The sequence below is a fragment of the Kitasatospora sp. NPDC093806 genome (genome assembly GCF_040683335.1).
Taxonomy (GTDB): domain Bacteria; phylum Actinomycetota; class Actinomycetes; order Streptomycetales; family Streptomycetaceae; genus Kitasatospora.
The window spans coordinates 64,089-87,206 of record NZ_JBFBDO010000019.1 but is presented as its reverse complement, the minus strand read 5'-3'; the positions used below and the strand labels follow the sequence as shown (position 1 = coordinate 87,206).

Below are 23,118 nucleotides of genomic sequence, written 5' to 3'. Positions count from 1 at the left end.
TGACTGGGATATCCGGTCGTTTCGGCCGATCATCTCAAGGCGGCCGGGGCTCCGTCCCGGGGCTACATTGCGAAGGGAGTGGACCCGCCCGCCGACCCCGCGGAGGACCCCGTGACCAGCGCCGCACAGCCCGACCCGCGCCGCACCGAGTCGGGCTTCCCGTTCGAGCCGCTGTACGGACCGGAGGCCCTGGCGGGCTGGGACCCGGCGGAGCGGCTGGGCCGTCCGGGGGAGTACCCGTTCACCCGGGGGGTCTACCCGACGATGTACACCGGCCGGCCGTGGACCATGCGCCAGTACGCCGGGTTCGGCACCGCCGCCGAGTCCAACGCCCGCTACCGGCGGCTGATCGCCGGGGGCTCCACCGGTCTGTCGGTCGCCTTCGACCTGCCCACCCAGATGGGCTACGACTCGGACGCGCCGCTCGCCGCCGGCGAGGTCGGCAAGGTCGGGGTGGCGATCGACGGCGTCGAGGACATGGCGGTCCTCTTCGACGGCATCCCGCTCGGCGAGGTCTCCACCTCGATGACCATCAACGCGCCGGCCGCCCTGCTGCTGCTCCTCTACCAGCTGGTCGGCGAGGCCCGCGGGGTGCCGTCGGCGCGGCTCACCGGCACGGTGCAGAACGACGTGCTGAAGGAGTACATCGCCCGCGGGACGTACATCTTCCCGCCGCAGCCCTCGCTGCGGCTGGTCGCTGACCTGTTCCGGTACTGCCGGGCCGAGATCCCGCGCTGGAACACCATCTCGATCTCCGGCTACCACATGGCCGAGGCCGGGGCGACGCCCGCGCAGGAGGTCGCCTTCACGCTGGCCGACGGCATCGCGTACGTGCGCGCCGCGCTCGCCGCGGGCCTGGCGGTGGACGACTTCGCGCCCCGGCTGTCCTTCTTCTTCGTGGCCCGCACCACCCTGCTGGAGGAGGTCGCGAAGTTCCGGGCGGCCCGCCGGATCTGGGCCCGGGTGATGCGCGAGGAGTTCGGCGCCCGGGACCCGCGCTCGCAGATGCTGCGCTTCCACACCCAGACCGCCGGTGTCCAGCTCACCGCCCAGCAGCCCGAGGTGAACCTGGTCCGGGTCTCGGTGCAGGCGCTCGCCGCGGTGCTCGGCGGCACCCAGTCGCTGCACACCAACTCCTTCGACGAGGCGATCGCGCTGCCCACCGAGCAGGCCGCCCGGCTCGCCCTGCGCACCCAGCAGGTGCTCGCCTACGAGACCGACGTGACCGCCACCGTGGACCCGTTCGCCGGCTCGTACGTGGTGGAGTCGCTGACCGACGAGCTGGAGGCCGCCGCGCTGGCGCTGATGGGGCGGGTCGAGGAGCTGGGCGGCGCGGTGGCGGCGATCGAGGCGGGCTACCAGAAGGCGGAGATCGAGCGCAGCGCCTACCGGATCCAGCGGGAGACCGAGCTGGCCGCGGAGGCCGGCGGGCGGACGGTGGTCGGGGTCAACCGGTTCCGGCTGGCGGCGGAGGAGCTGGCGGCGGAGCCGGCGTACCGGCCGCTGCGGGTGGACCCGGCGGTCGAGGAGCGGCAGGTCGCCCGGCTGGCCCGGCTGCGCGCGGAGCGGGACGGGGCGGCGGTGGCCCGGGCGCTGGGCGAGCTGCGCCGGGCCGCCGGGGGCCCGGACAACGTGCTGTACCCGATGCGGACGGCGCTGGCCGCGCGGGCCACCGTCGGTGAGGTCTGCGACGCGCTGCGTGAGGTGTGGGGTCGGCATGTCCCGGTCGAACGCTTTTGAGCCAATGTTCGAATCGTCGGGGTCGTCCGCGACCGCCCCGGACCCGCCTGACGGCCCGTCAACCCTCGCCCCGGGGCCGCCCGTGACCTTGATCGCCGATGGTCGTTGCACAGGGCAGGCACCATGGGGAAGGCGGGCGAAACAAGATGTCATACCCACCATCTCGGCCGGTATGCGCCCATCCGGGCATTGATTCTCGGGAAGTCGGGCCAAATCCCCCCAACAGCCCTACTCTTGTTGAGATGAACCGTCGTGATTCCGCCCACTCGGCCGTCACCCTCACCGCTGCCCGCCCGGCCGCCGGTCTCCGCGACCGGGTCCGCGCGCTGGAGCCCGAGCTGATCGCCTTCCGGCGGGACCTGCACCGGCACCCGGAGCTGGGCCGCCAGGAGTTCCGTACCACCGGCAAGCTGCGCGACCGCCTGGTCGCGGCCGGCCTCGCCCCGCGGATCCTCCCGGGCGGCACCGGAATGATCGTCGACATCGTTCCCGAGGGCACTCCGCGCGGAGCCGAGTTCCTGGCCTTCCGGGCCGACATCGACGCCCTCCCGATCGACGACGCCAAGACCGACGTCCCCTACCGTTCGTCCGTCCCCGGCCGGGCCCACGCCTGCGGCCACGACGTGCACACCTCGGTCGTGCTGGGCGCCGCGCTGGTGCTCGCCGAGGCGGCCCGCAGCGGCGAGCTGAACCGTCCGGTCCGGCTGGTCTTCCAGCCCGCCGAGGAGGTCATGCCGGGCGGCGCGCTGGACGTCATCGCGGCCGGCGGCATGGAGGGCGTCGGGCGGATCTTCGCGGTGCACTGCGACCCGAAGGTGGAGGTCGGCCGGATCGGCCTGCGGGTCGGGGCGATCACCTCGGCCTGCGACCGCCTGGTGCTCCACCTGGACGGGCCCGGCGGCCACACCGCGCGTCCGCACCTGACCACCGACCTGGTCACCGCGATCGCCCGGACGGCCGCCGAGCTGCCGGCCGCGCTGGCCCGCCGGATGGACCCGCGCTGGGGCGTCTCGCTGGTCTGGGGGCGGATCGCCGCGGGGTCCGCGCCGAACGTCATCCCGCAGCACGCCGAGCTGGAGGGCACCGTCCGCTGCCTGGAGCTGGCCGGCTGGCGGGAGGCGCCGGACCTGCTGCACGAGCTGATCGCCAAGCTCGCCGAGACCCACCGCGCCAAGTGGACGCTGGACTACCACCGGGGGGTGCCGCCGGTGGTCAACGAGGCGGTCTCGGTCGACCTGCTGGAGACGGCGATGACGGCGCGGTTCGCCCGCGGCGGCCGCCCGGCGGTGGAGGACACCGAGCAGTCGCTCGGCGGCGAGGACTTCTCCTGGTACCTGGAGCACGCCCCCGGCGCGCTGGCCCGGCTGGGTGTGCGCGCCCCCGGCGACACCACCGTCCGCGACCTGCACCAGGGCCGCTTCGACGTGGACGAGCGGGCCATCGCGATCGGCGTGGAGCTGTTCGCGGCGCTGGCGCTGGAGCCCGACACGCTCTGAGACGCGGTGGGACGAGCCGAACCGGACACTCATCTCGGGTGTCCGGTTTGTCGTAAACCTGGCTTTATTTCTGGTTACGTAGACTGGGCTGCGCCAGATTCCACCACGGTTTGATAACAACCCGAATGCTCCGGCGGCCCGTAACACAACCGTGTTCTACGCGCGTTACGGTGGCGTCCGACCACGCTAATCGGGTGCGTGTGAGAAGGAGATACTCCCTTGCGCCGTTCCATTAAGCTCGCCGCGGTTGTGCTCTCGGGTTCCCTGGGCATCGCCTCGCTCGCCGCTTGCGGCGCAAAGAGCAACGACACCTCCGCCTCTTCCGGCTCCTCCGAGGGCGGCCTGAAGGTCGGTATGGCCTACGACATCGGCGGTCGTGGCGACCAGTCGTTCAACGACTCCGCCGCGCGCGGCCTGGACAAGGCCAAGAGCGAGCTCGGTGTCGCCGTCACCGAGGCCGACGCCAAGACCGGTGAGGCCGAGGCCGACAAGGAGACCCGCCTCAAGAACCTGGTCACCGCCGGCTACAACCCGATCATCGCGGTCGGCTTCGTGTACCAGTCGGCCGTCGAGAAGGTCGCCAAGGAGAACCCGAACACCAAGTTCGCGATCATCGACTCGGCCTCCGAGACCCAGCCGAGCAACGTCACCTCGCTGACCTTCTCGGAGCAGGAGGGCTCGTACCTGGCCGGTGTGGCCGCCGCCCTCAAGTCCAAGAACAAGCACGTCGGCTTCATCGGCGGCGTCCAGTCCGAGCTGATCAAGAAGTTCGAGGCCGGCTACCGCGCGGGCGTCAAGTCCGTCGACCCGCAGATGCCGGTCGAGGTCACCTACCTGACCACCCCGCCGGACTTCTCCGGCTTCGCCGCCCCGGACAAGGGCAAGGAAGCCGCGCAGGGCCAGATCGACAAGAAGGCCGACGTCATCTACACCGCCGCCGGCTCCTCCGGCAACGGTGCCATCGAGGCCGTCGCCAACACCGCCGGCGCCCTGGCCATCGGTGTCGACTCCGACCAGGCCGCCCAGCCGGCCCTGGCGAAGTACAAGAACAGCATCATGACCTCGATGGTGAAGAACGTCGACAAGGCCGTCTTCGCCTACATCGAGTCCGCCAAGAAGGGCACCCCCTTCACCGGCGTGAAGAACTTCGACCTCAAGGCCGACGGTGTCTCGCTGGCCACCACCGGTGGCAAGATCGACGACATCAAGGCGAAGCTCGACGAGGCCGCCAACGCCATCAAGAACGGTCAGACCACCGTTCCGACCGACCCGTCGAAGCTCGGCTAAGGGCTCGACCGGACGTCGCTGCCGCTGCCGTCTGCCCGGCAGCGCCATGATGGACGCAACATCAGGGAGGGGCCCGGAAGGGTGCGCTCAGTGCGTACCCCCGGGCCCCGTCCCGTCCCCCCACGTTTTTCGCTTTTGGCCCTCCAGCGCAACGACGCGCCTCCAGACCACCAGGAGATCGCCATCACCGCATCCGACCCCGCCCTGAACCAGGGCGGTACCCCCAGCGCGGGGACGGCGACACCGGCCGTCGAACTGCGCGGCATCACCAAGCGCTTCCCCGGCGTCGTGGCCAACCACGACATCAACCTCACCGTCCGCACCGGCACCGTGCACGCCCTCATGGGCGAGAACGGCGCCGGCAAGTCGACGCTGATGAAGATCCTCTACGGCATGCAGAAGCCGGACGAGGGCACCATCGCGATCAACGGCGAGCTGTGCGAGTTCGGCACCCCGGGCGAGGCCATCGCGCGCGGCATCGGCATGGTGCACCAGCACTTCATGCTCGCCGACAACCTCACCGTCCTGGAGAACGTCGTCCTCGGCGGCGAGCACCTGTACGGCATCGGGGCGAGGGCCAAGGCGAAGATCAAGGAGATCTCCGACCAGTACGGCCTGGGCGTGCGCCCGGACGCCCTGGTCGAGGACCTCGGCGTGGCCGACCGCCAGCGCGTCGAGATCCTCAAGGTGCTCTTCCGCGGCGCCAAGATCCTCATCCTCGACGAGCCCACGGCCGTGCTCGTGCCGCAGGAGGTCGACGCGCTGTTCGACAACCTGCGCGAGCTGAAGTCCGAGGGCGTCACCGTCATCTTCATTTCCCACAAGCTGCACGAGGTGCTCTCGGTCGCCGACGCGATCAGCGTCATCCGCCGCGGCACCACCGTGGGCGACGCCGACCCGAAGAGCGTCACCGCCCGTCAGCTCGCCGAGCTGATGGTCGGCGCCGAGCTGCCCTCCCCGGAGAGCCGCGAGTCGACCGTCACCACCGACGAGATGCTGACCGTCGAGGGCCTGCGGATCGCCAAGACCGACGCCGAGGGCATCGAGCGCGTCGTCCTGGACGACATCTCGCTGCGCATCCACAAGGGTGAGATCCTCGGTATCGCCGGTGTCGAGGGCAACGGTCAGGCCGAACTGGTCGAGGCCATCATGGGCATGCTGCCGCTGGACGGCGGCACCGTCACCCTGGACGGCAAGGACCTCTCCGGCACCCTCACCCGGGCCCGCCGCGAGGCCGGCATCGGCTACATCCCCGAGGACCGCCACCGGCACGGCCTGCTGCTGGAGGCCCCGCTCTGGGAGAACCGGATCCTCGGCCACGTCACCGAGCGCCCCAACTCCAAGGGCGTGCTGCTCGACCCGGCCGCCGCCCGCAAGGACACCCAGCGGATCGTCGACGAGTACGACGTCCGCACCCCCGGCATCGAGGTCACCGCGGCCTCCCTCTCCGGCGGCAACCAGCAGAAGCTGATCATCGGCCGCGAGATGAGCCACGACCCCAAGCTGCTGATCGCCGCCCACCCCACCCGCGGTGTGGACGTCGGCGCCCAGGCGCAGATCTGGGAGCACATCCGGGTCGCCCAGCGGGCCGGCCTCGCCGTGCTGCTGATCTCCGCCGACCTCGACGAGCTGATCGGCCTCTCCGACACCATCCGGGTGATCTACCGCGGCCGCCTGGTCGCCGACGCCGACCCGGCCACGGTGACCGCCGAGGACCTCGGCACCGCGATGACCGGTGCCGCCCGCGGCCACATCGAATCGGAGCCGGAGGCCGTCGCCGAGGCGCAGGCCCTCGCCGCCGAGGGCACCGAGGCCGAGCAGTCCGGCCCGTCCGACGCCGCTCCGTCCGACGCCGCTTCGTCCGACACCCCCAGCGACACCGCCGACGACCAGCAGGCGGGGGAGTAGCCACATGACCAGTCCCAAGCCCGCCGCTGCCAAGCCCTCGCTGGCGCAGCGGATCAGCGGCGAGAAGATCGTGCTCGCCCTGGCGGCCCCGGTGCTCGCCGTCGTCCTGTCCGTCGTGATCTGCTCGCTGCTGCTCGCGACCTCGGGCAAGAACCCGTTCGACGCCTGGAACGTGATGATCACGTACGGCACCAAGTCGGACGGCCAGGTGGCCATCCTCAACCGGTCCACCACGTACTACCTGGCCGCCGCGGCCGCCGCCTTCGGCTTCCGGATGAACCTCTTCAACATCGGTGTCGAGGGCCAGTACAAGGTCGCCGCGCTGTTCGCCGCGTTCGTCGGCAGCCAGGTGGACCTGCCGGCGATCATCCAGATCCCGCTGCTGCTGCTGACCGCGATGCTGGTCGGCGGCATGTGGGCGGCCATCGCCGGTCTGCTGAAGGTCTACCGCGGCGTCAGCGAGGTCATCTCGACCATCATGCTGAACTCGATCGCCACCGCGGTCGTCGGCCTGCTGCTCGTCCCCGGCATCTTCGCGCCGGAGAAGGGCACCACCAGCAACTCGATCCAGACCTCCCCGATCTCCGAGTCCAGCCACTTCTTCGCGCTCAACACCGACGGCGGGCCGCTCTACGGCTTCATCGTCATCGCGATCGTGGTCGGCGTGGCCTTCCAGCTCACCCTGAACCGCACCCGGTTCGGCTTCGACCTGCGCGCCACCGGCCGCTCGGAGTCCGCGGCCACCGCGTCCGGCGTCAACGTCAAGCGCATGGTCATCACCTCGATGGTGGTCTCCGGTGCGCTGGCCGGTCTGATCGGCCTGCCCGAGCTGATGCAGAACTCGTACTACTTCGGCCAGAGCTTCCAGGCGGGCCTCGGCTTCCTGGGCATCTCGGTCGCCCTGCTGGGCCGCAACAGCCCGATCGGCATGGTCTTCGCCGCCCTGCTCTTCGCCTTCCTCGACGCCACCGGCTCGCAGCTGCCGCTGCCGCAGAACGGGGAGTTCCCGTTCGAGATCGTCGACGTCATGAAGGGCACCATCGTCATCTGCGTCGTCGTCGCGTACGAGCTGGTCCGCCGCTACGGCCTGAAGCGCCAGCAGCAGAAGGTCGGCGCCGAACTCGCCGCCCAGGCCGCCGCCGCGGCCGCCCAGAAGAAGGAGGTCTCCGCATGAGCACCGCGACCGCTGTTCGCGCGAAGACGCCCGGCGGCGCGCCCGCCAAGAAGCGCAAGCTGTCCTGGCCGGTGGTGCTGCTGCTGATCGCGGGCGCCCTCGTGCTGTTCTCCGCCGTCGGCATGATCACCGACAACCACTCGCTGACCTCCTCCGGTCAGATCACCGCGGCGCTCGGCGCGGCGGTCCCGATCGGCATGGCCGGTCTCGGCGGTCTCTGGTCCGAGCGGGCCGGCATCGTCAACATCGGCCTCGAAGGCATGATGGTCGCCGGCACCTTCTGCGGTGCCTGGGGCGGCTACCTGGTCAACCCCTGGTTCGGCCTGGTGGCCGGCATGCTCGGCGGCGCGCTGGGCGGTCTGCTGCACGCGGTCATCACGGTGACCTTCGGCGTCGACCACATCGTCTCCGGCGTCGGCATCAACCTGCTGATCCCCGGCATCTGCGCGTACGTCAACCGGATCTACTACAAGGACTACATCGCCTTCGGCGCCGGTGCGAACCAGTCGCCGCCGGCCGATCCGCTGCCGTACATCACCATCCCCGGGCTGTCCTCCGGCCTGAAGGACATCGAGGCGCACCACTGGTTCCTGGTCTCCGACGTCGCCGGCGTGCTCGGCGGCCTGGTCACCAACCTGTCGGTGGTCGTGGTGCTGGCCGGCGCGCTGATCGTGGGCAGCTACTTCGCCCTCTGGCGGACCGTGTTCGGCCTGCGGCTGCGCTCCTGCGGTGAGAACCCGACCGCCGCCGAGTCGCTGGGCGTCAACGTCTACAAGTACAAGTACCTGGCGGTCATCGCCTCCGGTGCCTTCGCCGGCCTCGGTGGCGCGTACCTCTCGCTGGTCGCCGCGCACTTCTACAAGGACGGCCAGACCCTCGGCCGCGGCTTCATCGGCCTCGCGGCGATGATCTTCGGCAACTGGATGCCGGGCGGCCTCGCCATCGGCGCCGGCCTGTTCGGCTTCACCGACAGCCTCCAGCTGCGCGACCCGGAGTCGGTCCACGTGCTGATCCTGGTCGTCGCCATCGCGATGGTCCTGCTGGCGCTGTGGCACGTGTACCGCCGGAAGCTGACCGCCGCGGCGATCACCGCCGTGGTCTCGGCCGGCCTGTTCACCTGGTACTTCACCACCGACGAGGTGCAGCGTCCGCTGATCGTCGCCACGCCGTACGTGATCACCCTGGTGGTGCTCTCGCTGGCCTCGCAGCGGCTGCGGCCGCCGAAGGCCGACGGTCAGATCTACCGCAAGGGGCAGGGCAAGTGACGTCCGCGGGCCCGGCCGCGGGGGCGTCCGACGCGGTCGTCGACTGGGAGGCGCTGCGGGCGGCGGCGCGCGAGGCGATGAGCCACGCGTACGCGCCGTACAGCAAGTTCCCGGTCGGCGCCGCCGCCCTGGTGGACGACGGCCGGGTGGTCACCGGCTGCAACGTCGAGAACGCCTCGTACGGGCTCGCCCTGTGCGCCGAGTGCGGCCTGGTCTCCACGCTGCACGCCACCGGCGGCGGCCGGCTGACCGCGTTCACCTGCGTGGACGGGGCCGGCGAGCTGCTGATGCCGTGCGGCCGCTGCCGCCAGCTGCTGTACGAGCACGGCGGGCCGCAGCTGCTGATCGAGCTGCCGTCCGGTGTGCGCCCGATGAGCGAGGTCCTGCCCGACGCGTTCGGGCCGGAGCGGCTCTAGCACTGCCGTTTGTTACGCGCGTAGAGTGTCGCGAGTTGGGCCTTACCGGCCCAACTCGCGACACTCTTCGCTTTCTTCGCCTGTGAACCCCTCTTGGAGCAAGCCATGGACGCCATCTCCGTCATCAGGACCAAGCGCGACCGCGGAGAGCTGAGCGACGCTCAGATCGACTGGGTCATCGACGCCTACACCCGCGGCGAGGTCGCCGACGAGCAGATGTCCGCCCTGGCCATGGCCATCCTGCTGAACGGCATGAACCTCCGGGAGATCAGCCGCTGGACCGACGCGATGATCCGTTCCGGCGTCCGGATGGACTTCTCCTCGCTCGCCCAGCCCACCAGCGACAAGCACTCCACCGGCGGCGTCGGCGACAAGATCACCCTGCCGCTCGCCCCGCTGGTCGCCGCCTGCGGCGCCGCCGTTCCGCAGCTCTCCGGCCGCGGCCTCGGCCACACCGGCGGCACCCTCGACAAGCTGGAGTCCATCCCCGGCTGGCGGGCCCTGCTCTCCAACGAGGAGATGCTGGACGTGCTCGGCTCCACCGGCGCCGTCATCTGCGCCGCCGGCGACGGCCTCGCCCCCGCCGACAAGAAGCTGTACGCGCTGCGCGACGTCACCGGCACCGTCGAGGCGATCCCGCTGATCGCCTCCTCGATCATGTCCAAGAAGATCGCCGAGGGGACGGGCGCGCTCGTCCTCGACGTCAAGGTCGGCTCCGGCGCCTTCATGAAGAACATCGACGACGCCCGCGAGCTCGCCCGCACCATGGTCGGCCTCGGCACCACCGCCGGCGTCAACACCGTCGCCCTGCTCACCGACATGTCCACCCCGCTCGGCCTCACCGCCGGCAACGCGCTGGAGGTCCGCGAGTCGGTCGAGGTGCTGGCCGGCGGCGGCCCCGCCGACGTCGTCGAGCTCACCCTCGCGCTCGCCCGCGAGATGCTCGCCGCGGCCGGCGTGCACGGCAAGGACCCGGCCGACGCGCTGCGCGACGGCTCCGCGATGGACCACTGGCGCCGCATGATCGCCGCCCAGGGCGGCGACGTCGACGCCCCGCTGCCGGTCGCCCGCGAGCAGCACGTCATCCCGGCCCCGGCCTCCGGCGTGCTCACCACCCTGGACGCCTACGCGATCGGCGTCAGCGCCTGGCGCCTGGGCGCCGGCCGCGCCCGCAAGGAGGACCCGGTGCAGGCGGGCGCCGGCATCGAGATGCACGCCAAGCCCGGCGACACCGTGGTGGCCGGCCAGCCCCTGCTGACCCTGCACACCGACACCCCGGAGCGCTTCGACTACGCCGTCGAGGCCCTCACCGGCGGCATCGAGGTCGCCCCCGCCGGCACCCCGTTCACCCCGACCCCGATCATCCTCGACCGCATCGCCTGACGGCTGCTCGGCTGATCCCGCTCCGAACCGCGCCGGTCGCCCGACCGGCGCGGTTCGGCCGTTCCCGGGCCCGGGAGGCGCTCGTCAGGTGGCGGCGGTGAGGATGAGCTTGAGGACCTCGTCGGGGGCGTCGGGGGTGAGGACGAGGGGGGCCATGGTGGTCTCCGGTGATTCCACTGGGTCGTATCCGCCGGTTCGGATCACTTTTCCGGGTGAGCGGCTCGGTGCAGACCGGCGATGAATGCCGCGCCCTCGGGATACACCACGCCGCGCTCGCCGCGGGCCAGGGCCTCGTCGACCTCCCGTTCCCGAGCCTGCCAGGCCGGGCTCCGGAACCAGGCCTGGTCGTCGGCGGAATCACCGGGCTCCGGTTGCGGGGTCCCGGGCGGGTCGGGCGGGTTGGCCATGGCGGAGGTCCGCCCGCGCGGTGCGTCGGCAGGCGAGTGGCGAGCCGTCAGCGCGTCGTCGGGAGGCCGCTGCGGTGGGCGGCGTGGGCCTGGTGGGTGGCGTAGAGGGTGACAGCGGCGGCGAGGGCCGTGGCGGTGAGGCCGATGGTGGCGGCACCGGGCCAGCCGGTGGCGTGGTAGGCGTCGGCGCCGATGGTGCCGCCGAGGCTGTTGCCCAGGTAGTAGGCGATCAGGTAGAGCGCGGAGGCCTGGGCGCGGCCCTCGGTGGCGGTGCGGCCGACGGCCGCCGAGGCGGTGGCGTGGCCGGCGAAGAAGCCGGCGGTGATCAGCACCAGGCCGAGCAGCGCGCAGAGCAGCGAGTCGGCGAGCGAGAGCAGCAGTCCGGCGGTGGTCGAGCCGATCGCGACGTACAGCGCGCCGCGGCGGCCGAGCCGGCCGGCCAGGCGTCCGGCGGCGGCCGAGGTGCCGGTGCCGACCAGGTAGACCACGAAGATCGAGGCGGCCACCGACTCCGGCAGGTGGAAGGGTGCGGAGACCAGCCGGTAGCCGATGGTGTTGTAGACCGCGCCGAAGACGGCCATGAAGAGCAGGCCGAGCGCGTACAGCCGCAGCAGCAGCGGGTTGCGCAGGTGCCGTCCGACGGTGCGGGCGAGGGCGCGGGCGTCCACCGGGGCCGGGGTGAAGTGGCGGGCGGCGGGGATCAGCAGCCGGAAGGCGAGTGCGGCGAGCAGGGCGAGGGCGGCGGAGGCGGCGAGGCCCCAGCGCCAGCCGAGGCCGGCCGCGACCCAGCCGGAGACCAGTCGGCCGCCCATGCCGCCGATGCTGTTGCCGGCCACGTACAGGCCCATCGCGCCGGCCAGTGCGGACGGGTGGATCTCCTCGGCGAGGTAGGCCATCGCGGTGGCGGGCAGGCCGGCGAGGGCGGCGCCCTGGAGGGCGCGGAGCACGACCAGGGTGGTGAGGTCGGGCGCGAGCGGCAGGGCGAGGGCGAGGGTGGCGGCGGCGAGGGTGGAGGCCGTCATCACGGCGGTGCGGCCGTAGCGGTCGGAGAGCGCGCTGGCGGGGAGCAGGGCGAGCGCGAGGCCGAGGGTGGCGGCGGAGGCCGTCCAGCTGGCCTGACCCGGAGTGAGGCCGAGGTCGTCCGAGAGGATCGGGAGCAGGCCCTGGGTGGAGTAGAGGAGGACGAAGGTCGCGATCCCGGCGGCGAACAGCGCGAGGTTGGCGCGGCGGAAGGCGCGGCTGCCGGCCCGGAGGCGGTCGTCCGGGCGGTCGTCCGGGCGGTCGTCCGGGCGGTTGTCCTGCGGGGAGGACGGCTGGGCGAGGGCGTCCGGTGCGGTCACGGACGCCTTGGTACTGGAGGGCTGCATGACGTCGACGGTAGGACGGTCCGACTGATGCGTCCAATGCATGAGCGGCGGATAATTCATACGCAGCCGCATCAGCGGAGCGTATGGCGGATGACGTAGGGCGGAATGTCGAGATGACCGGTACTGGCGACGAGCCCGCCCGGCTCGCCGAGCTGGGGCCCGACCTGCCGGCGGCGCAACTCGCCCCGCGGCTGGCGCAGTTCGCGGCCGTGGCGCGGCTGGAGCACGTGACGCAGGCGGCGGCGCTGCTGGGGGTGCCGCAGCCGACGCTGTCCCGGGCGGTGGCCCGGCTGGAGGCGGAGCTGGGGGTGGACCTGCTGGCCCGTCAGGGACGGACGGTCCGGCTGACCCGGGCGGGCCGGCTGCTGCTCGCCTCGGTGGAGCGGGCGCTGGCCGAGGTCGAGCGCGGCGCCGAGGCGGCCCGGGCGGAGGCGGACCCGGCGACCGGGCGGGTGGTGTTCGGCTTCCTGCACACCATGGGGACGGACGCCGTCCCGGCGCTGCTGCGGGACTTCCGGGCGGCGCACCCGCAGGTGCGGTTCCAGCTGGTGCAGGACTACGTGGGCGCGATGCTGGGCCGGCTGCGGGCGGGGGAGTTGGACCTCTGCCTGGTCGCGCCGGTGCCGGACGGCGACCCGGCGCTGGTGGCCCGCCGGCTGGACGAGCAGCGGTTGCACCTGGCGGTCCCGGCGGACCACCGGCTGGCCGGGCGGCGACGGATCCGGCTGGCGGAGGTGGCCGAGGACCCGTTCGTCGGCCTGGAGCGCGGGTACGGGCTGCGGGCGATCACCGACGGGTTCTGCGCGGAGGCCGGGTTCGTGCCGCGGATCGCGTTCGAGGGGGAGGAGGCGGAGACGCTGCGCGGGCTGGTGGCGGCCGGGCTCGGGGTGGCGCTGCTGCCGCCCGCGCTGGTGCCGCGGCCGGGGGTGGTGGAGCTGGAGGTGACGGCGCCGCGCGCCCGGCGGGCGATCGGGCTGGCCTGGGCGGCGGGGCGGCCGCTGACCCCGCCGGCGGCGGCGTTCCGGGACTTCGTGCTGTCGCGGCGGGGGCGGCTGCTGGCGCACGACTGAGCGGGCGCGCCCCTGCGCCGATCGGACGATCATGTGGTCGTCGGATGACCGGCGAGTGACTGGCGAGTAGGTTGCCCGGATCGTCCGTTTGGTGGAATTCCCGGTGGACATTGGACGATTCGGCCCAGCGAACGGTGGCCTGTCTACGCGCGTAGGAGCTACACTCCCGCAATGGAGAACCAGATCCCCGTCACCACCGCGGGCACCGGCCCCCGGATCCCCAGCCCCGACCAGATCGCCCGCGCCCCGAAGGTGCTCCTGCACGACCACCTCGACGGCGGCCTCCGCCCCGAGACCGTGGTCGAGCTGGCCGCCGCCGTCGGCTACCAGGGCCTCCCCAGCACGGACCCCAAGGAGCTCGGCGAGTGGTTCCGCGAGGCCGCCGACTCCGGCTCGCTGGTCCGCTACCTGGAGACCTTCGCCCACACCTGCGCCGTCATGCAGACCCGTGAGGCCCTGATCAAGGTCGCCGCCGACTGCGCCGAGGACCTCGCCGCCGACGGCGTCGTCTACGCCGAGGTCCGCTACGCGCCCGAGCAGCACCTGGAGCGCGGCCTGACCCTCGACGAGGTCGTCGAGGCGGTCCAGGAGGGCTTCCGGCTCGGCGAGGCCAACGCCCGCGCCGCCGGCCACCGCATCCGGATCGGCACCCTGATCACCGCGATGCGGCACGCCGCCCGCTCCCAGGAGATCGCCGAGCTGGCCAACCGCCACCGCGACGCGGGCGTCGTCGGCTTCGACATCGCCGGCGCCGAGGCGGGCTACCCCCCCACCCGCCACCAGGCCGCCTTCGACTACCTCAAGGGCGAGAACAACCACTTCACCATCCACGCGGGCGAGGCCTTCGGCCTGCCGTCGATCTGGGAGGCCCTGCAGTGCTGCGGCGCCGACCGGCTCGGCCACGGCGTGCGGATCGTCGACGACATCACGGTCAACGAGGACGGCTCGGTGGAGCTCGGCCGGCTGGCCGCGTACGTGCGTGACAAGCGCATCCCGCTGGAGATGTGCCCCACCTCCAACCTCCAGACGGCGGCGGCGACTTCGTACGCCGAGCACCCGATCGGGCTGCTCAGCCGGCTGAAGTTCCGGGTCACCGTGAACACCGACAACCGCCTGATGAGCGGCACCAGCATGAGCCGCGAGTTCGAGCACCTGGTGGAGGCCTTCGGCTACACGCTGGGCGACATGGAGTGGTTCACCGTGAACGCGATGAAGTCGGCGTTCCTGCCGTTCGACGAGCGGCTCGCGATGATCAACGACGTGATCAAGCCGGGCTACGCCGAGCTCAAGGCGGAGTGGCTGTTCAGCACCGGCGGCTGAAGCGTCGGTCGGCGTCTCGTCGGCGCCTCGTGGGCGCCTCGTCGGCGCCTCGTCGTGGGGTCGGATGAACGGCCTTTTCCCGCAAGGGAATCGGCGTTCATCCGACTACTCGCTCGGCTGGGTGAACGGCCGTTGATCCTCGTGCGATCCAATCACTACGGTGTGCCAGTCATTGCTGACAGGCCGTGGCGGACGGATCCCGTCGCGCCGGAGGAACGTGTCGGCCACCGACGAGGACCCAAGGGGACGAACCACATGAAGCAGGCCACTCTGAAGGCCGCCGGCACCGCCGCGCTCGGCATCGCGATCGCCGCGGTCGGCGCCGGCGGCGCGTCCGCCGCCCCCGCGTCCGCCACCGGGGGCCTCGGGCTGCCGACCAACCTGCTGACCAACCCGGCCGCCACCAGCGCGCTCACGGACGCCGCGGGCAAGCTGCCGGTCGCCGACAAGGTCAGCGGCACGCTCGGCACCCTCGCCCCCAGCGCGGGCCAGGCCGCCGCCCCGGTCGCGGGCGCCACCGGCAACCGGGCCGGCGTGCCCAGCGTGCCGGGCCTCGACAAGACCCCGCTCGGCGGGCTGACCGGCGCCCTCCCGCTCCCGGGCCTGGGCGGCTGATCCGTCGCTCTTCGCGGAGCCGAAGGGGCCGCCCGCTCCCGCTGGGAGTGGGCGGCCCCTTCGTTGTGCCTGGCGTCACGGCTCCTGCGGGAGCAGCAGCCAGAGCGCCAGGTAGATCAGGAACTGCGGGCCGGGCAGCAGGCAGGAGGCCAGGAAGATGAGGCGGACGGTCCACGGGGTGAGCCCGAACCGCTCGGCGATCCCGGCGCAGACGCCGGCGATGACGCGGTTGTGGCGGGGGCGGGCGAGGCGGCTCATGGTGAACTCCGTTGCTGTGGTGGCGCCGGTGACCGGTCCCTCCGGCTGGCGTACTTCCATGCTCCGCCGCCGGCCCGCCCGATTCCTCCGCCCGCAAGCCGATCCCGCCCCTGACCTGCGTCACCGCTGAGCGGTACCGCCTCTCAGGGTCCCGCTCAGGGTCGCCCCCGAGATTGCCGCCGCCGCGAAGCGGGAAGCGGCTCGGGTGGTTGCGCAGGAAGTCGGACCGGCCGACTTCCTGTGCGGGGTCCGGGCCCCGGCCCGTCGGTTCCCCGCCTCCGGCCCCCCGGTTCCGCGCCTCCGCCTCCCTGGTCCGCTGGCTCTCGCCGGACCGGCCCCTCGGCCCCGGCTTCCTGGCCCCCGGCCGCCGCCCCGCGGGCTCTTGGCAGACCGGCCACCGGTTCCCCGGCCTCTCGGCTCTCCGCCCCCGGTCCCGCGTCGGCGAGCGGGCAGTGGGTGGGGTGCGGAGTGGGCTGGGCGGTTGCGCAGGAAGTCGGACCGGCCGACTTCCTGTGCGGGCCCTGGCCTTTGGCCCCCGGCTCCCCGCCCCCGGACCCCCGCCCCCGGCTCCCCGCCCCCGGCCCCCGTTCCCTGCCTCCCCGTGTCGGCGAGTGGGCAGTGGGTGGGGTGTGGACCGCGGCGGGCGGTTGCACAGGAAGTCGGATCGGCCGACTTCCTGTGCGGGGCCCGGGCCCCGGCCTGCCGGCTTCCGGCAGGCCGGCCCCCGCGCATTGGCGAGCGGGGGAGGGGGTGGGGTGCGGAGGGGGCGGGGGCTGCGTAGGAAGTCGGATGGGCCGACTTCCTACGCGCGGACCTCGCGGGGCTCGCGGACGTCCGGCCCGGGCCCGTGCCGGGCAGGTCGCGGCACGAGGACGACCATGCCGAGGGCGTGGGCGCGGGCGGCTGCACAGGAAGTCGGATGGGCCGACTTCCTGTGCAACCCCGGCCCGCGCCGGTCACGGTACGAGGACGACCTTGCCGAGGTTGCGGCGCTGTTCGATGAGGGCGTGGGCGCGGGCCGCCTCGGCCAACGGGATCTCCCCGTGGACGGCGGGGCGGAGGGTGCCGGCCGCGTGCAGCCGCCAGAGGTCGCGCTGCCAGTGGGCGTAGCGCTCGGGGTGGCCGGTGGCGATCGCCCGCATCTGGAAGCCGATCACCGAGGCGCCGCGGACGAGGAGTTCGTAGGCATCGACGGTGCCGCCGCCGGAGCTGTAGGCGACCAGTCGGCCGCCGGTCGCGAGCGCGCGGACGGCGGGGGTGAGCAGCTCGCCGCCGACGCCGTCGAGGATCACGTCGTACGGGCCGCCCCAGTCGGCGTCCTCGTAGTGCACCACCTCGTCGGCGCCGAGGGCGCGGACGAAGTCGGCCTTGGCGGGGCTGCTCACGGCGGCGACGACGCGGCCCGCGCCGCCGGCCCGGGCGCACTGGAGGGCGAGCGTGCCGACGCCGCTGGCGGCCGCGGTGACCAGGACGGACTCGCCCGGTTCGACGCGGGCGGCCTCGTGGGCGCCGCGGGCGACGAGCCCGCTGCGGACCAGGGCGACGGCGTCGACGGCGGTGACGCCGGCCGGGACGCGGGAGGCCATCGCGGTGCGCAGGACGGCGAACTCGGCGTAGGCGTCGGCGAAGCAGAGCCCGGCGACGCGGTCGCCGACGGCGTGCGCGGTGACGCCGGGGCCGGTGGCGACGACGCGTCCGGCGATCTCGCCGCCGAGGGTGACCGGCCCGCCGCCCTCACGGAGCTTGCGGACGGTGGGCAACGTGACGCCGATCGCCTCCACCTGGATCAACAGCTCCCCGTCCCCGGCCGCGGGCACGGCCGCCTCCTCGGCGATCAGCGCACCGGGGCCGCCGTCGGCCTCGTGGACCTCGTGGACCTCATGGACCTCATGGCGAATGCGCAGCACGGGAACTCCCTGGTCCGGCTCAGAATCATTGGACTGTCCAACGATAAGCCGAATATCGTTGGGAAATCCAATGAAAATCCGGGTAGGCTGAACCCATGACCACGCCGTTGCAGCACATCCAGTCCCTGCCGAGCTGGCTCGTCGGGCGCGTCGCGGCGCGCGGTCGGGGCCTGGTCGCCGACGCGATCGCCGCGGAGGGGCTGAAGCTCCTGCAGCACGCGGTGCTCGCCGCCGTCGCCGAGTACGGGCCGGTGGCGCAGGCCGAGTTGGGGCGGCAGCTGGCCGTCGACCCGAAGGACATGGTCGGCGTCCTCAACCACCTCCAGGGGGCCGGCTACGTGCTGCGCGAGCCGGACCCGGCCGACCGGCGGAAGAACGCCGTCACCGTCACCCCGGAGGGCGTCGCGCTGCTCGCCCGCTGCGCGGAGCTGGCGGAGGCCGCCAACGAGGAGTTGCTGGCGCCGCTCAACCCGGATGAGCAGCGGCAGTTGATGGCACTGCTGGAGCGGGTGCGCGGAGCGGCGGGCTAGAGCGGCCCTCGCCGGGGCCTACCCGCCGGAGGGGGCGTGGAACGGCACGGTGACGTCCGCGGTGTGCTCGTGCGGCTCGGCGGTCATGAAGTTCGGGTAGTAGACCTCCCGGTTGGGGCCGCTGCGCGCGTACCCCTGCTCGGCGACCCAGGCGCCGACGGCGTCGTGGATGGCGGCCATCGTCGCGAAGTCCTTGTGCTCAGCGGTCAGTTCGGTGTACGCCTCGCGGTGCGCCGGGACGATCCGGACCGCGATCGGGCCGACCGGTTCGACGGTGTCCATGGTCGGCGCGCAGACCTCGACGGGGCCGTCCGACTCGTCGCTCACATGGCCGTGGAAGATGCTGAAGATCGGTCCCGACAGGCACGCGCCGGTCGACTTCAGATGGGCGAGGAGCGACTCGCTGGCCCCGCCGATGAAGCCCACCAGGTCGGCGGCCGTCACATGGCGGCGCACGCACAGCACCTTCTGCTCGGGCACCTCGCGCTCGGCGATCTCGTACATGGTGGGGCTCCCTCCGGTCAGTACGGTTCGTGCGTAGCCCACCGCCTTCCGGCGGGCCGCGTGCGCGGACTCCTGTTCGCGCCAGTAGGCGTCGAGCAGGCGGGGCGGTTCCTCGCCGTCCGCGTCGAGCACCGCCGCGATCCGGGCCAGCGGCAGGCCGACGGCGCGCAGCAGCGCGATCCGGCGGGCCCGTTCGATCTGGGCGAGGCCGTAGCGGCGGACCCCGGTCCGGGGGTCGACGAGGGCGGGCCGCAGCAGGCCCCGGTCGCCGTAGAGGCGCAGGGCCTTGGGGCTGAGCCTGGTGCGGGCGGCGAGCTCCCCGATGGTGATCAAGTCCTCGTGCACGCGGCCACTCTGCGCCCTGCCCCTGGGGGAGGGGCAAGCCGGGGCGCTCGGCTTCCCCGGGTCAGCGGTAGTACGGCTCGACCGCGGCGCGGACCTCGGCGAGCAGCGCGGGGCCGTCCTGCGGGACGGGCGGGCGGCCGCTGCCCGGGCGGATGTCCAGGAGCTGCTCGCCGGAGAGCGCGAACACCACGCGCCGCAGGCCGGCCTGCTGGATGGCCGACGCGCACATCGGGCACGGCTCGCAGCTGGTGTACATCGTGGTGCGGGCCGCCGTGACCGCGTCCAACTCCCGTGCGGCCCACCGGGCGAGCTTCAGTTCGGGGTGCGCGGTGATGTCCCGGTCGGTGAGCGTGGTGTTGCGCTCCTCGGCGAGGACGGTGCCGTCCGGGGCGGCCAGCAGGGAGCCGAACGGCGGGTTGCCGTCGACGCGGGCCTCGGCGGCGAGCGCGATGGCGCGGCGGAGGAGGGCGTGGTCCTCGGGGGTGCTGGTCATGCGGGCTGCTCCGTACGGGGGGTGAGGTGGTCGAGACGTGCGGCGACGGCGGCGAGGGCCTGCCAGGCGGGCTGCGGGTCGCGGGTCTGCTCCGGGTCGCCGTGGTACGGGTCGAGGACGACGGTGTCGGCGCCGAGCAGGCGGAGTTGGGCGAGGTCGGCGGCGATCTGGTCGATCGTGCCCTCGCCGGCCAGCCGGTCGGGGCCGCCGACCGGGGCGGTGGTGAGCCTGAGCGCGATGCGGGGCGCGAACGCCGGTGCGGGGCGGCCCTGTTCGTCGGCGTGGGCGCGCAGCCGGGGGACGGCCTCGCGCAGCCACGGCATGGTGCAGCGCAGCGGGTGCCAGGCGTCGCCGAACCGGACGGCGCGGCGTTGACCGGCGTCGCTGTTGCCGCCGACCCAGAGCGGGATGCGGCGGGGGCCGTAGGCGGCGGTGTCCGCCCAGGCGGTGCGGAGGCGGCTCAGGTGGTCGTCGGTCAGCCGGCCGCGCTGCTCGAACGGGACGTCGAGGGCGGCGAACTCCTGCCGGGCCCAGCCGACGCCGACGCCGAGGACCAGTCGGCCGCCGCTCAGCGCGTCGAGGTTGGCGGCCATCCGGGCGGTGAGAAGGGGGTGGCGGTAGGGGGCGATGAGGACGGTGGTGCCGAGACGAACGCGGGTGGTGTGGGCAGAAAGCCAGGAGAGGGTGGTGAAGGGCTCGTAGAAGGGGGCGGGGTAGCGGGTGGCGACGTCGGGGGTGATGGCGACGTGGTCCGAGACCATCAGCAGGTCGAAGCCCAGGCCTTCGACGGTCTGGGCCCAGTCGCGGAGGGCGCCGGGGTCGGTGCCGGGGCCGAAGTTGGGGACGTTGACTCCGATCTTCACGGGGTGAAGCTTAGGGAGGTGGGAGGGGAACTCTGAAGGGACTACTCCCGGTTGAGGGGCTGTTTGGCCGTGGAATCCCCGGTAATCTGGTCGCATGACCGAGAGTCTTGATGCGACGGACTGGGCGATCCTGGCCGAGCTCCAGGAGGACGGGCGGATCGCGTTCGCCGAGCTGGCGCGCCGGGTGAACCTGAGCGCGTCGGCGACGACGGAACGGGTGCGGCGGCTGGAGACGGCCGGCGTGATCACGGGGTACCGGGCGGAGGTGGACCTGGAGCGGACGGGGTTCCCGGTCGCGGCGGTCGTCCGGCTGAAGTACCCGGGACCGGGGACGCGGCACGAGCCGCTGCGGCGGTTGCTGGAGGAGCGGTCGGAGATCCTGGAGTGCCTGCGGACGACGGGGGACGACTGCTACGTGCTGAAGGTGTCGACGACATCGATGGGGCACTTGGAGGAGATCGTCGACGAGCTGGCGCAGTTCGGCAGCACGACGACGAACCTGGTGCTGAGCCGGCCGTTGCCGTTCCGCGGGCCTGCGGTGCCCCGGGCGGGGGCTGCGGAGAGCTAGCAAACTTGCAAGTTTGAAGAGTGGTGGCGGCTGGGACGGCAGCCGCCAGGACGATCAGCTGTCGGGGTCGTCATGGTCCTGGTGGACCTTGAGGCTGGTAATGACGCCGAGGACGACGGTGGTGATCGCGAGGGTGAGGAGGACGGCGAAGGCGGTGCCGATGAGGAAGTCGGTCATCGGCGGGCGGTTTCGCGGAGGAGGGTGAGGAGGTTGAGGAGGGTGGCGACGGAGGCGTGGCCGAAGTCGATGAGGAGTCGGCCTTCGATGGTGTGGCCGTTGACGGTGGCGGAGCCCCACTGGATGCCGAAGTCGCGGCCCCTCTCATGGAGTTCGCGGAGGAGTGCGGTGACCTCGGGCTCCGTGTAGGTGCGGAGGATGCGGTCGTGGGGCTTGATCGGTTCCTGGTTCACGCGGTGGTGTCCAGTTCGAACCAGGTGGCCTTGCCGTTCTTGTGGGCGTCGGCGCCGAAGCGGTGGGTGAGGGCACGGACGAGGTGGAGTCCGCGTCCGGAGAGTTCGTAGGGGTCGGTGCGGGGCTCGGGGAGGGTGGGGCTGTCGTCGCAGACGGAGACCCGGAGGGTGTGGGGCTGGAGGACGACGATGACGCGGGGGGCCTGGCAGCCGGCGTGGCGCCAGGCGTTCACGTAGAGCTCGTGCAGGGCGAGTTCGGCGTCCGCGATGACGTCCGGGCACCAGGAGAAGGTGCGGAGGAGGGCGCGCAGCTCGCTGCGGGCGGCGGACCAGTCGGGCGGGTTGAGGGCACGCATGACAGACCTCCAGGTATGGGAGGGGTTTGGTTCACCGGCGGAGGAGGTGTCGCCGTGAGCCAGGCCAGGGCGGGATTGGGAGTCGCGCCCGGCTGCTCTGCGGTGCGAAGGGGCAGAAGGCGCCTACTGCCCTGGAAACAGGCGTTACTGACGCTCCGTCGTGTGATCGGTGCAACACTGAGAGTAGGGGGATGTATGGCAGAGTTGCAAGCCAATCGTGAAGTCTCCCCAGACTGACGTCACTCCGTGGTGGCGCCGCATGCGAGTTCTGCGCCAGACTGCGCAGGCAAGGAAGGACAGCCGTGGGATACAAGGGGCCGATCAGCCAGCGGCAACGCCGATTCGGCGACGAGTTGCAGCGCCTGCGGACGGCGGCCGGCCTGTCCGCAGCGGAGGCCGGAGCCCTGGTGGGAATGCGGGGCCCGGCGGTCAGCCACACCGAGGCCGGCCGGATCACGCTCAACGCGGAGCGGCTGGAGATCTGGCTGGACGCCTACGGCTGCACCGATCCTGCATTTCGCTCCGGGCTTGCCGAGATGGGCCGGAGCACCGGTAAAGGCTGGTGGACCGAGTTCGAGGGCAGGGTGCCGGATCTGGCACTCGACCTGGCCGAGGTCGAGGATCGATCGATCCGCTTGGCGAACTACGAGATGCTTTACATCCCTGGAGTCCTTCAGCTCCCGGCATACGCCGAAGCCATCTTCGAGGGGACTTCCGGCCAGTGGAGCGCCGAAGACCAGGTGCGATTTCGACTGGCCCGGCAGCGGATCCTGGATGAGGACAGGACGTTCCACTTTGTCATTCACGAGGCTGCGCTGCGGATGCGTTTCCCCGGAGATGCGGTGATGCGCGTTCAGTTGCTCCACTTGCTGGACGTGGCTGAGCGGCCGAACGTCACTCTTCAGGTACTGCCGTTCACGGTGGCGAAGAAGCCGCCGAGTCCCGGATCCTTCCTCTTCTGCGAGCCTGACTGCCTTGATCTCTCCACGGTCATCGTGGATGCTCCTGCCCGGGCCGAGCACTACGGTGATTCTGAGAGCATCGCGGCTTACCGCCAGAGGTTCGACCGACTGGTCGATCTGGCGCTGCCTCCCGTCAACACCGCTGAGCCCCGGAAGGATGCGGCTGTGCGTGATTCTTGGGGAGTCATGCAGCACCTTCTCTACATGCTCCAAGTCTGAGAGGTCTACGATGTCCGAACTTATCTGGCAGAAATCGTCGTTCAGTGGAGGGGACCCCGAGAATGCTTGCCTGGAACTTGCTTCCGGTACTGGCGATTCTTGCTACCTCCGCGAATCCGATGAATCGGATGTCGTGATGGCCAGCGATGTGTCCAAGCTCCGTGCACTCCTCCTCGCCGTGAAGGCCGGCGAGTTCGACTACCTCGCCTGAATCACCACAGCGCAAACGGCCGGTCGCGGACACCCGTCCGCGAC

Annotated in this window: 25 protein-coding genes; 15 read left to right on the top strand and 10 right to left on the bottom strand. The window is 72.2% G+C overall.

Features of this window, described 5'->3' with window-relative positions; all coding sequences use genetic code 11:
• Positions 1 to 111: 111 nt before the first annotated feature.
• From AB0N76_RS13025 to AB0N76_RS12990, 8 genes are all read left to right on the top strand, one after another.
• Positions 112 to 1,740, top strand: a complete 1,629-nt coding sequence (locus AB0N76_RS13025) for a methylmalonyl-CoA mutase family protein (RefSeq protein ID WP_363556265.1) — start codon at positions 112 to 114, stop codon at positions 1,738 to 1,740.
• 242 nt (positions 1,741 to 1,982) lie between these two features.
• Positions 1,983 to 3,236 (top strand): amidohydrolase, encoded by a 1,254-nt coding sequence (locus AB0N76_RS13020; protein ID WP_363556263.1) that lies wholly within the window; start codon positions 1,983 to 1,985, stop codon positions 3,234 to 3,236.
• Between the two features lie 219 nt (positions 3,237 to 3,455).
• Positions 3,456 to 4,523, top strand: a complete 1,068-nt coding sequence (locus AB0N76_RS13015; protein ID WP_363556261.1) for a BMP family ABC transporter substrate-binding protein — start codon at positions 3,456 to 3,458, stop codon at positions 4,521 to 4,523.
• A 204-nt stretch (positions 4,524 to 4,727) separates the two neighbouring features.
• On the top strand, positions 4,728 to 6,431 hold the full coding sequence (locus AB0N76_RS13010) for an ABC transporter ATP-binding protein (RefSeq protein WP_363556295.1): 1,704 nt from the start codon (positions 4,728 to 4,730) through the stop codon (positions 6,429 to 6,431).
• Between the two features lie 4 nt (positions 6,432 to 6,435).
• Positions 6,436 to 7,605, top strand: coding sequence for an ABC transporter permease (locus AB0N76_RS13005; RefSeq protein ID WP_363556259.1), 1,170 nt, complete (start codon positions 6,436 to 6,438; stop codon positions 7,603 to 7,605).
• Positions 7,602 to 8,870 (top strand): ABC transporter permease, encoded by a 1,269-nt coding sequence (locus tag AB0N76_RS13000; protein ID WP_363556257.1) that lies wholly within the window; start codon positions 7,602 to 7,604, stop codon positions 8,868 to 8,870. Before AB0N76_RS13005 ends, AB0N76_RS13000 begins: the two co-directional genes overlap by 4 nt.
• Positions 8,867 to 9,286: a cytidine deaminase gene (locus AB0N76_RS12995; RefSeq protein ID WP_363556255.1), complete on the top strand. Its 420-nt coding sequence runs from the start codon at positions 8,867 to 8,869 to the stop codon at positions 9,284 to 9,286. Before AB0N76_RS13000 ends, AB0N76_RS12995 begins: the two co-directional genes overlap by 4 nt.
• Positions 9,287 to 9,391: 105 nt before the next feature.
• A complete protein-coding gene (locus AB0N76_RS12990) occupies positions 9,392 to 10,669 on the top strand; it encodes a thymidine phosphorylase (protein ID WP_363556253.1) in 1,278 nt (425 codons plus the stop codon).
• Between the two features lie 200 nt (positions 10,670 to 10,869).
• Here AB0N76_RS12990 and AB0N76_RS12985 read toward each other — a convergent pair whose 3' ends face one another.
• The gene (locus AB0N76_RS12985; RefSeq protein WP_363556251.1) at positions 10,870 to 11,076 is read right to left on the bottom strand and encodes a hypothetical protein; all 207 of its coding nucleotides are present in this window, start codon (positions 11,074 to 11,076) and stop codon (positions 10,870 to 10,872) included.
• A gap of 47 nt (positions 11,077 to 11,123) precedes the next feature.
• Positions 11,124 to 12,443, bottom strand: a complete 1,320-nt coding sequence (locus AB0N76_RS12980; RefSeq protein ID WP_363556249.1) for an MFS transporter — start codon at positions 12,441 to 12,443, stop codon at positions 11,124 to 11,126.
• A gap of 113 nt (positions 12,444 to 12,556) precedes the next feature.
• Between AB0N76_RS12980 and AB0N76_RS12975 the strand changes: the two genes are divergently transcribed.
• The 3 genes from AB0N76_RS12975 to AB0N76_RS12965 all read left to right on the top strand — a co-directional run bounded on the left by AB0N76_RS12975 (position 12,557) and on the right by AB0N76_RS12965 (position 15,448).
• Positions 12,557 to 13,513: a LysR family transcriptional regulator gene (locus AB0N76_RS12975; RefSeq protein WP_363556247.1), complete on the top strand. Its 957-nt coding sequence runs from the start codon at positions 12,557 to 12,559 to the stop codon at positions 13,511 to 13,513.
• 171 nt (positions 13,514 to 13,684) lie between these two features.
• The gene (locus AB0N76_RS12970; RefSeq protein ID WP_363556245.1) at positions 13,685 to 14,833 is read left to right on the top strand and encodes an adenosine deaminase; all 1,149 of its coding nucleotides are present in this window, start codon (positions 13,685 to 13,687) and stop codon (positions 14,831 to 14,833) included.
• 255 nt (positions 14,834 to 15,088) lie between these two features.
• Entirely contained in the window at positions 15,089 to 15,448 is a 360-nt protein-coding gene (locus tag AB0N76_RS12965) for an ATP-binding protein (RefSeq protein ID WP_363556243.1), read from the top strand.
• Positions 15,449 to 15,523: 75 nt separating this feature from the next.
• Here AB0N76_RS12965 and AB0N76_RS12960 read toward each other — a convergent pair whose 3' ends face one another.
• The gene (locus tag AB0N76_RS12960; RefSeq protein ID WP_363556241.1) at positions 15,524 to 15,706 is read right to left on the bottom strand and encodes a PspC domain-containing protein; all 183 of its coding nucleotides are present in this window, start codon (positions 15,704 to 15,706) and stop codon (positions 15,524 to 15,526) included.
• A 956-nt stretch (positions 15,707 to 16,662) separates the two neighbouring features.
• Positions 16,663 to 17,613: a zinc-binding dehydrogenase gene (locus AB0N76_RS12955; protein WP_363556239.1), complete on the bottom strand. Its 951-nt coding sequence runs from the start codon at positions 17,611 to 17,613 to the stop codon at positions 16,663 to 16,665.
• Positions 17,614 to 17,708: 95 nt separating this feature from the next.
• On the opposite strand from AB0N76_RS12955, the gene AB0N76_RS12950 reads away from it, so the two are divergent.
• On the top strand, positions 17,709 to 18,143 hold the full coding sequence (locus tag AB0N76_RS12950) for a MarR family winged helix-turn-helix transcriptional regulator (RefSeq protein ID WP_363556237.1): 435 nt from the start codon (positions 17,709 to 17,711) through the stop codon (positions 18,141 to 18,143).
• Between the two features lie 18 nt (positions 18,144 to 18,161).
• On the opposite strand, the gene AB0N76_RS12945 is transcribed toward AB0N76_RS12950, so the two are convergent.
• The 3 genes from AB0N76_RS12945 to AB0N76_RS12935 form a co-directional block, all read right to left on the bottom strand.
• Entirely contained in the window at positions 18,162 to 18,992 is an 831-nt protein-coding gene (locus tag AB0N76_RS12945; RefSeq protein ID WP_363556235.1) for a MerR family transcriptional regulator, read from the bottom strand.
• Between the two features lie 61 nt (positions 18,993 to 19,053).
• Positions 19,054 to 19,485 (bottom strand): nucleoside deaminase, encoded by a 432-nt coding sequence (locus AB0N76_RS12940; protein ID WP_363556233.1) that lies wholly within the window; start codon positions 19,483 to 19,485, stop codon positions 19,054 to 19,056.
• The gene (locus AB0N76_RS12935; protein WP_363556231.1) at positions 19,482 to 20,348 is read right to left on the bottom strand and encodes a TIGR03619 family F420-dependent LLM class oxidoreductase; all 867 of its coding nucleotides are present in this window, start codon (positions 20,346 to 20,348) and stop codon (positions 19,482 to 19,484) included. Before AB0N76_RS12935 ends, AB0N76_RS12940 begins: the two co-directional genes overlap by 4 nt.
• A gap of 94 nt (positions 20,349 to 20,442) precedes the next feature.
• Between AB0N76_RS12935 and AB0N76_RS12930 the strand changes: the two genes are divergently transcribed.
• The gene (locus AB0N76_RS12930) at positions 20,443 to 20,916 is read left to right on the top strand and encodes an Lrp/AsnC family transcriptional regulator (protein ID WP_363556229.1); all 474 of its coding nucleotides are present in this window, start codon (positions 20,443 to 20,445) and stop codon (positions 20,914 to 20,916) included.
• A 54-nt stretch (positions 20,917 to 20,970) separates the two neighbouring features.
• Here AB0N76_RS12930 and AB0N76_RS12925 read toward each other — a convergent pair whose 3' ends face one another.
• From AB0N76_RS12925 to AB0N76_RS12915, 3 genes are read right to left on the bottom strand one after another with little or no spacing between them, the layout of a single operon-like run.
• Entirely contained in the window at positions 20,971 to 21,093 is a 123-nt protein-coding gene (locus AB0N76_RS12925; RefSeq protein ID WP_363556227.1) for a hypothetical protein, read from the bottom strand.
• Positions 21,090 to 21,326, bottom strand: coding sequence for a hypothetical protein (locus AB0N76_RS12920; RefSeq protein WP_363556225.1), 237 nt, complete (start codon positions 21,324 to 21,326; stop codon positions 21,090 to 21,092). Before AB0N76_RS12920 ends, AB0N76_RS12925 begins: the two co-directional genes overlap by 4 nt.
• Entirely contained in the window at positions 21,323 to 21,682 is a 360-nt protein-coding gene (locus AB0N76_RS12915) for an ATP-binding protein (protein ID WP_363556223.1), read from the bottom strand. The genes AB0N76_RS12920 and AB0N76_RS12915 overlap by 4 nt, the downstream gene beginning before the upstream one ends.
• Before the next feature lie 302 nt (positions 21,683 to 21,984).
• On the opposite strand from AB0N76_RS12915, the gene AB0N76_RS12910 reads away from it, so the two are divergent.
• Positions 21,985 to 22,863, top strand: coding sequence for a helix-turn-helix transcriptional regulator (locus tag AB0N76_RS12910; protein WP_363556221.1), 879 nt, complete (start codon positions 21,985 to 21,987; stop codon positions 22,861 to 22,863).
• Positions 22,864 to 22,873: 10 nt separating this feature from the next.
• Entirely contained in the window at positions 22,874 to 23,074 is a 201-nt protein-coding gene (locus AB0N76_RS12905) for a DUF397 domain-containing protein (protein ID WP_363556219.1), read from the top strand.
• Positions 23,075 to 23,118: the final 44 nt, after the last annotated feature.

Bases quoted from the DNA above. Each gene is read 5' to 3' on its own strand.
- AB0N76_RS13020 (WP_363556263.1), top strand. From the start codon at position 1,983: ATGAACCGTCGTGATTCCGCCCACTCGGCCGTCACCCTCACCGCTGCC.
- AB0N76_RS13005 (WP_363556259.1), top strand. From the start codon at position 6,436: ATGACCAGTCCCAAGCCCGCCGCTGCCAAGCCCTCGCTGGCGCAGCGG.
- AB0N76_RS13000 (WP_363556257.1), top strand. From the start codon at position 7,602: ATGAGCACCGCGACCGCTGTTCGCGCGAAGACGCCCGGCGGCGCGCCC.
- AB0N76_RS12990 (WP_363556253.1), top strand. From the start codon at position 9,392: ATGGACGCCATCTCCGTCATCAGGACCAAGCGCGACCGCGGAGAGCTG.
- AB0N76_RS12985 (WP_363556251.1), bottom strand. From the start codon at position 11,076: ATGGCCAACCCGCCCGACCCGCCCGGGACCCCGCAACCGGAGCCCGGT.
- AB0N76_RS12980 (WP_363556249.1), bottom strand. From the start codon at position 12,443: ATGCAGCCCTCCAGTACCAAGGCGTCCGTGACCGCACCGGACGCCCTC.
- AB0N76_RS12975 (WP_363556247.1), top strand. From the start codon at position 12,557: ATGACCGGTACTGGCGACGAGCCCGCCCGGCTCGCCGAGCTGGGGCCC.
- AB0N76_RS12970 (WP_363556245.1), top strand. From the start codon at position 13,685: ATGGAGAACCAGATCCCCGTCACCACCGCGGGCACCGGCCCCCGGATC.
- AB0N76_RS12965 (WP_363556243.1), top strand. From the start codon at position 15,089: ATGAAGCAGGCCACTCTGAAGGCCGCCGGCACCGCCGCGCTCGGCATC.
- AB0N76_RS12960 (WP_363556241.1), bottom strand. From the start codon at position 15,706: ATGAGCCGCCTCGCCCGCCCCCGCCACAACCGCGTCATCGCCGGCGTC.
- AB0N76_RS12950 (WP_363556237.1), top strand. From the start codon at position 17,709: ATGACCACGCCGTTGCAGCACATCCAGTCCCTGCCGAGCTGGCTCGTC.
- AB0N76_RS12940 (WP_363556233.1), bottom strand. From the start codon at position 19,485: ATGACCAGCACCCCCGAGGACCACGCCCTCCTCCGCCGCGCCATCGCG.
- AB0N76_RS12930 (WP_363556229.1), top strand. From the start codon at position 20,443: ATGACCGAGAGTCTTGATGCGACGGACTGGGCGATCCTGGCCGAGCTC.
- AB0N76_RS12925 (WP_363556227.1), bottom strand. From the start codon at position 21,093: ATGACCGACTTCCTCATCGGCACCGCCTTCGCCGTCCTCCTCACCCTC.
- AB0N76_RS12915 (WP_363556223.1), bottom strand. From the start codon at position 21,682: ATGCGTGCCCTCAACCCGCCCGACTGGTCCGCCGCCCGCAGCGAGCTG.
- AB0N76_RS12905 (WP_363556219.1), top strand. From the start codon at position 22,874: ATGTCCGAACTTATCTGGCAGAAATCGTCGTTCAGTGGAGGGGACCCC.